The organism is Treponema bryantii NK4A124 (genome assembly GCF_000421345.1).
GTDB classification, from domain to species: domain Bacteria; phylum Spirochaetota; class Spirochaetia; order Treponematales; family Treponemataceae; genus Treponema_D; species Treponema_D bryantii_B.
The window spans coordinates 64,320-71,210 of record NZ_ATWV01000013.1; the positions used below are offsets into that span (position 1 = coordinate 64,320).

6 protein-coding genes are annotated in these 6,891 nt (G+C 38.2%); 5 read left to right on the forward strand and 1 reads right to left on the reverse strand.

What is annotated here, in order from left to right; all coding sequences use genetic code 11:
• Positions 1–172: 172 nt before the first annotated feature.
• On the reverse strand, positions 173–1,846 hold the full coding sequence (locus tag G626_RS0112620) for an ammonium transporter (protein ID WP_022933151.1): 1,674 nt from the start codon (positions 1,844–1,846) through the stop codon (positions 173–175).
• A 379-nt stretch (positions 1,847–2,225) separates the two neighbouring features.
• Here G626_RS0112620 and G626_RS0112625 point away from each other — a divergent pair, with 379 nt between their 5' ends.
• From G626_RS0112625 to G626_RS0112645, 5 genes are all read left to right on the forward strand, one after another.
• On the forward strand, positions 2,226–3,461 hold the full coding sequence (locus G626_RS0112625; RefSeq protein ID WP_022933152.1) for an integron integrase: 1,236 nt from the start codon (positions 2,226–2,228) through the stop codon (positions 3,459–3,461).
• 186 nt (positions 3,462–3,647) lie between these two features.
• Positions 3,648–4,076, forward strand: a complete 429-nt coding sequence (locus tag G626_RS0112630) for a hypothetical protein (RefSeq protein ID WP_022933153.1) — start codon at positions 3,648–3,650, stop codon at positions 4,074–4,076.
• Between the two features lie 4 nt (positions 4,077–4,080).
• Entirely contained in the window at positions 4,081–4,728 is a 648-nt protein-coding gene (locus G626_RS17690; RefSeq protein ID WP_022933154.1) for a hypothetical protein, read from the forward strand.
• Positions 4,729–4,830: 102 nt separating this feature from the next.
• On the forward strand, positions 4,831–5,604 hold the full coding sequence (locus G626_RS0112640) for a CAP domain-containing protein (protein ID WP_022933155.1): 774 nt from the start codon (positions 4,831–4,833) through the stop codon (positions 5,602–5,604).
• Between the two features lie 8 nt (positions 5,605–5,612).
• A complete protein-coding gene (locus G626_RS0112645) occupies positions 5,613–6,356 on the forward strand; it encodes a hypothetical protein (protein WP_022933156.1) in 744 nt (247 codons plus the stop codon).
• The last annotated feature ends 535 nt before the right edge of the window (positions 6,357–6,891 follow it).

Here is a 6,891-nt window from a genome sequence, read left to right on the forward strand (position 1 = left end):
ATTTAATTATAATGCATTTACTTTTTTTTAACAATTGATTTTTAGTATGAACAAGCCTCCCCGAATACCCTTACGAGTCGGCTCGCATAGTCTCGCCTCTGAGGCGTTCTTTCGATGAACCTAAACTGTTGCGCTGTCGCACAACAGTTTTTAACGGTTCTTCGATTGTAGCCTAATCCTGAAGAGCCTCATATCCTTCTTCACCGGTACGAACCTTTACGACATTCTGAACATCGTAAACGAAAATCTTTCCGTCGCCGATGTGGCCTGTGTAAAGAACTTCTTTAGCGGCTGTTACAACGAGGTCTACCGGAACTTCGCTGACTACGATATCAACCTTGATCTTTGGAAGAAGTGTCATATCCATTTCGACACCACGGTACTTCTGAACGTTTCCGTGCTGCTGTCCGCAACCAAGTACGTTTGTAACTGTCATACCTGTTACGTTGATGTCGTTCATTGCAGCCTTGAGTTCGTCGAACTTGCTCTGGCGTGTAATGATTGTAACCATGTGGAACTTTGCATCCGGACGGGCTGTTGCCTTTGCAACAGGAACTGACTTTTCTACTGGAACGCTTTCGCCAGCTGCTGCTGGGCTGTCTCCGCCGAGAACCTGTGGCGCCATGATGAAGCCTGCATAGCTTGAATCGATTCCATGCTCCAGCTTATCGAGTCCGACAATTTCTTCCTCGCGGCTGGCACGAAGTCCGTGGAGCTTCTTGATCAAAGTGAAAGTAATCAGCATACATACTGTTGTCCATACAAGGATTGCAGCTTCACCAACGAACTGAACTCCAAGGTGATGGAATCCGCCACCATAGAAGACACCTGCCTCAACGTTGAAGAGACCGTCTGACAAAGTACCCCAGATTCCGTTTGCAAGGTGAACTGCCACAGCACCAACCGGGTCATCAATGTGGAGCTTAAGGTCGAGAAGTTCAACAACAAGCACAACAATAATTCCAGAAACAATACCAATGATAGTTGCACCTAACGCATCAACTGTGGCGCAGGTAGGAGTAATAGCAACAAGACCTGCAAGTGAAGCGTTGAGTGTCATGGATACATCCGGCTTACCGTTCTTAATCCAGGTAAAAATCATTGTTGTAACAGCGGCAACTGCCGGAGCAATTGTTGTTGTTGTGAAAACTGCGGCAAGACCGCCTACACCAAGGAGCTGTGTACAGGCAGCACCGTTGAAGCCGTACCATCCGAACCAGAGAATGAAGGTTCCGAGAGCACCAAGTGTCAAAGAGTGACCTGGGATGGCATGCACTTTTGTAACGCGGCCGTCCTTGTCGTAATCATACTTTCCAATACGTGGACCAAGGAAGATTGCACCAATCAAAGCAGCTGTTCCACCAACCGAGTGAATTGCAGCACCACCGGCAAAGTCAACAAAGCCCATCTGAGCAAGCCAGCCCTGTGAGTTCCATACCCAGCCGGCTTCGATTGGATAAACAACTGCACTGATTACTGCTGAATAAATACAGTAAGCAGAGAACTTTGTACGTTCAGCCATTGAACCAGAAACGATTGTTGCAGCTGTTGCACAGAATACTAAGTTGAATACAAAGCTCGACCAATCGCCTTCTGCAAAGTTTGTAAAAAGCTGCATGTTTGGTTTTCCGATAAAACCAAAGAAATAATTCTCGCTCATCATCAGACCGAATCCGAGCAGCATAAACATAGGGGTTCCGATACAGAAATCCATCAGGTTTTTCATAATGATGTTTCCCGCATTCTTCGCTCTCGTAAAACCAGTTTCAACCATCGCAAAACCGCACTGCATAAAGAATACAAGTGCAGCGCCGATCAAAAACCACACACTCCAAACTTCACTCATAAGTGTACCTCCAAAAGTTGTCATGCTGAACTTGATTCAGCACCGAAAAAAAAGGCGACAGGTCGAAGTTTTCTGCATTGTGCACAAACGCAGCTACTCGACACCATCGCCGTAAATAAAAAACGCCGCGAATAACTATCGTTAGTTAGTAACGATGTATACGCAGCGTCATTGCTATAAAGTAATTGTCGGATTTGTCCCGGCAAAGTTTAAAACAAAAAAAGTCGCAGGATTTTCCCTACGACCTCATTGCCTTAGATATTTTTGTTATACAATTATGAAAAAAAATAGTCAATATATCTTCAAAATAAATTTATTTTTTTTCGTAAAAAACTTCCTAAAATAGTGAGGTTTGCACAATATTATATATGAGGTTTTTATGACAAATAATAAGGCTAATAATTATGATATTCTTATCAGCGATTTTGATGAGAAGTTTTTTAAGGTAGATTTTCCAGGACGCTTTAATGAGCAGATGCTTGAAGCTGTCCGGACGCTTCCTGGACGCAGGTGGAATAATGATGAAAAGTTCTGGTTGATTCCGGATAATAAGGCGGCGGTAAATCAGCTGATGAAAAACATTTATGCCACAGGGCTTTTTAATGTGAAAGAAACTACTGGTCCAAAATCTTCCTCTCCATCAATCAAATCAGATGAGAGATTCATTGCATCACAAATCCAGAAAATTAACGAGGCTCTTACAACCCGTCATTACAGCGAGCACACAAAAACGAGTTATAAAAAATGGGTAGAAGAGTTTCTTAGGATATATCAGGGAAAGGAAGATATTGGTGAAAGAGAAATCAATGAATTTCTGAAGAATCTTGCCCTCAAAAAGAATGTAAGCGCTTCGACGCAAAATCAAGCGCTGGCGGCTCTGCTCTTTTACTTCAGATTTATTTTAAATACACCGGTGACTGAACTTGGCTCTGTTATCCGCGCAAAAAAATCTGAGAGGATTCCTGTTGTTTTTAGCCGGGACGAAGTAAGCCGGGTTATTGGAAATCTTAATGGACAGAAAAAGCTGATTGCAAAGCTGCTTTACGGGACTGGCATGAGATTAAATGAAGCACTGAGCCTGCGGGTGCTGGATATAGATTTTGATCAGAATGAAATTATAGTAAGACATGGAAAAGGTGACAAAGACCGGCATGTTATGATTCCACAAAAGCTGATTCCGGAACTTAAAGCTCACATAGAAAAGGTTCGTCAACTTCACATCAAAGACCTTGCCGACGGTTGGGGCGCAAATCCAATGCCAGGTGCCCTTGCCGGAAAATACCCCACCGGATGCAAAGAGTTCAAATGGCAATGGCTCTTCCCCCAGAAAAACCGCTGGAAAAATTTAGAGACTGGCGAAGAAGGCCGCTGGCACCTGGACGAAAGCCTGATGCAGAGGGCTGTAAAACAAGCTATTTTGGAGGCAGGAATTAACAAGAATGCGAGCTGCCATACCTTCCGCCACTCTTTTGCAACCCATCTTCTGGAGATTGGGTATGATATAAGGACGATACAGGAACTGCTGGGACACAGCGATGTGAGTACGACGATGATTTATACACATGTGCTGAACAGAGGGGCCGGAGGTGTGGTTAGTCCGCTGGATAGGCTATAAAATCTTCTGGTTTATACCTATCCGCATAAAACCCTACCATTTTCACATATCTTGTTGTACAATGGAGATATAACGTATCCAGCCCCCGAGTTTATACTGACACTCTCTCGCAGTAGAAAAATTCTATGGTGGATATGGATAATATTTGTTATGTGGACGCCCGCACTGGGGCGCTGAGGAGATATAATGGCTGTTGTAGATCTTTCGGGAAAGAAAGTACTTATCTGTTACATAGAAAAATCAATAAATGATTTATTAGCTGGAAAACCTAATCGAAAAACATTTTTAGACTGTGTTTGCAAATATTGGGAAATTCCTGATATCAATAAAGCTAATTCCGTAGATTTTGTTATCGGAGTAAATGCTGATAAAAATATTGTAGTAATTGCTAAACCTAATGAAAATGGTTGGCAAAAGGTGAAAACTTTTCCTAAGTTAAAAGCAGAACTGAGTGATAATAAATTCTTGGAGAGATTTGCATTTGAAGGAATAGATATCTCAAAAACAACAGAAGCTTTGCCTTATATTGGTAAAACTCTTCCTAGTAATATTAAATTTTTTAAGGATATTCCATATCCATTGTATTGTATTGATGGAAATATTATAGATTGGTAAAAAGATGAAAGAAGATATTCTTGAGCAATTAATAGAAGATTGGTATGTAACTAATTCTGGTTGGTTTGTAAAACACAATATAAAATATCGACCGAATAAAAATCATCAAGACTATGAATCAAAAAAAGATTCTGTTCACTCTGATATTGATATTTTAGCTTATTCTCCAAAAGAAAAAATAAATAACGTTCATGTAATTTCTTGCAAATCTTGGCAAAGCGGACTAAATCTGAAATATTTGTTTTCTATTATTGATTCAGAAGCAAATTATAATGATAAAACTAAGGCTGGATTTCAAAAACGTGAAGAATGGAAACAATTTAGAGAGCTTGTATCTGATAAATGGATAGACGCATTTGTAAAAAAAATAGAAGAAGAAACTGGGCAACGAAATTTTACATATCGAGTTGCAGCAACAAAAATAATTCATGATAAGAAAGTTAACTATCTTGAAAAAATTCAAAATAATGAGAAAATAAAAAAAAGATTCAATAAATATAATTCTGAAATCAAAATTGAAATTATAGATTTAAAAACAATAATTAACCAAACTTTGGAAAGAATAAATGATAAAGAAACCCCGGTTTTAGAAATGACTGAAATTGGTAGATTTATACAACTGCTTGAAGCAGCAGGTATTAAAATAAATTGAATCACATAACAAAGGTTCGTAGCCGACAGCGGGTCAAGCCCGCTGCGGTACAACCAGTTGTTACACGGACGCCCGCACTGGGGCGCTCCGGAGGAGAATTAAATGAAAAAGCTTTTAATAGTTTTATTTTCGGCTTTGCTTCTTTTTACATCTTGCGAAACTTTAGACAACATCGGGCAATCAATTACAGATTTATTTTCGGGAGACAAGGAAACTCAAGATACTTCGGGTTCTACAAAAATATCAACACCAAAATATAAAAGAGAAAATATCGATACTACAATCTGGGATTTGTCAGTTTTGGATACTGCCCGAGATGTAGATTATATGGATGACATTGAGAAAGATGTCGTACTCGAAATGAATATGGCTCGTACAAATCCTAAAAAATATGCCGAATTATATATTGAGCCAAGAACAAAGAAATTTAATGGAAAAATTTATGGCGGAAATCTTCAGACAAATGAAGGTGTTGCGGTTGTAAATGAATGTATAAAATTCATGAATTCTCAAAAATCTTTATCGACGCTTACGCCTTCAAAAGGTTTGACCAGAGCAGCAAAAGACCATGCAAACAGTCAGAGTTTAACAGACAAAACAGGACATGATGGTACAGACGGAAGCGATCCGTTTACACGAATGAAACGCTATGGCTCATATAAAACAGCAGGTGAAAATATTTCATATGGTTCTAAGTCAGCCCGAGAAATTGTCGTTACTCTTTTAATCGATGACGGTGTAAAGAGTCGTGGTCATCGAAAAAATATAATGAATAAAGATTTTAAAACTACCGGTGTAGGCTTTGCAAATAAACATAAATTGTACGGTTGTGAATGTGTTCTCGATTATGCAGGCGACTACACAGAAAAGGAATAGGTATCAATATGAAAAAACAATGCTGGTTTTGTAAAAATACAGAAGACTTTTTCTTACAACAAAAAGAAGACCTTTTAAAATCAATTGATAAAAAATTACTTGATTGTGAAGATTTTGAAAAATCAATAATCGATATTACAAAAGAAAAACTAGGTTTTACTGATGAACTAAAAGAAAAAGCGAAAAGTATAAAAAATGAATATTCATCTATGACACTAAACGCTGTTTTAGAGAATAAAGACAGTTTTTTAAAACTTGAACCAAATCTTGAAATCATATTAAATTATTGTTCAAAATACGGGAAAAGAAATTTCAGAACTGTAAATGATGTAATTCAAGAATTTATTTTAGAGCCTGTTGAAAGCAGATACACAAATGAACTGAGACAAAATGAGACAAAAAGAAAATCTCTTTTAGAAAAAAAAGAAAAACTTGAACAAATAAAAACTTTCTTTATCGAAAAAGAAATAACACCTCATAGTCTTGATACAGAAATAGAAAAATTAAAACGAACTCCTGAAAATAATAATTTTTCTTATCCATTTTCACAAAGACAAAGAGAGCCGAAAGAAAAAGATTTTAGTTTTTCTTATCAGCAACTTGGATTTAACTTTTCGAAAAAAATCTTAATATGTCCCGTTTGCCTTTCTATATTTGCAGAATCTGCAAATGCATCTTTCGATATAATTGAATCTCAACGAAGAGCACAGAATAGCTGGGATGATATTGACGATGATGACGATTGGGAATAATTAATCAGCAAGTCAAGCTTGCTGATTAATTATGAATTGTATTTTTGAGCAAAGCAAAGAAGCGGTAGTACGCGACTTTCGTCGCTTAAGAATAAAATATTTATAGGAGCTTGCGCTTAAAAGAACAGAAATTTAAAAAATAATATATAAGAAATCTAATTATGTGTATGAAATATAATCGTGTAACAAAGGTTCGTAGCCGACAGCGGGTCAAGCCCGCTGCGGTACAACCAGTTGTTATGCTGACAGGCACACTGGCCTGCCTTTTTTTTAGAAATAAAAGTAAGGCGTTGGTTCATGTAAAAAACTTTCGCACGTGCATTCGCACTGTCTCAAGCTTTTTGCATGAAGAAATAAATATTTTAGAATTTTATTTTTCGTGGACATTCAAAATTTCCGAAGTCTACGAGAAAATAAAAAAAATAGTTTGCAGTTAGTTATCTTAATTTACGCGCCCTCCGGCGCTAAAAGATATCTAGTAGCATAACAAAGGTTCGTAGCCGACAGCGGGTCAGGCCCGCTGCGGTACAACCAG

What these genes read in the sequence shown, in the direction of transcription:
- G626_RS0112625 (WP_022933152.1), top strand. Translation starts at nt 2,226, where the DNA reads ATGACAAATAATAAGGCTAATAATTATGATATTCTTATCAGCGATTTT.
- G626_RS0112645 (WP_022933156.1), top strand. Translation starts at nt 5,613, where the DNA reads ATGAAAAAACAATGCTGGTTTTGTAAAAATACAGAAGACTTTTTCTTA.
- G626_RS0112620 (WP_022933151.1), bottom strand. Translation starts at nt 1,846, where the DNA reads ATGAGTGAAGTTTGGAGTGTGTGGTTTTTGATCGGCGCTGCACTTGTA.
- G626_RS0112630 (WP_022933153.1), top strand. Translation starts at nt 3,648, where the DNA reads ATGGCTGTTGTAGATCTTTCGGGAAAGAAAGTACTTATCTGTTACATA.
- G626_RS0112640 (WP_022933155.1), top strand. Translation starts at nt 4,831, where the DNA reads ATGAAAAAGCTTTTAATAGTTTTATTTTCGGCTTTGCTTCTTTTTACA.
- G626_RS17690 (WP_022933154.1), top strand. Translation starts at nt 4,081, where the DNA reads ATGAAAGAAGATATTCTTGAGCAATTAATAGAAGATTGGTATGTAACT.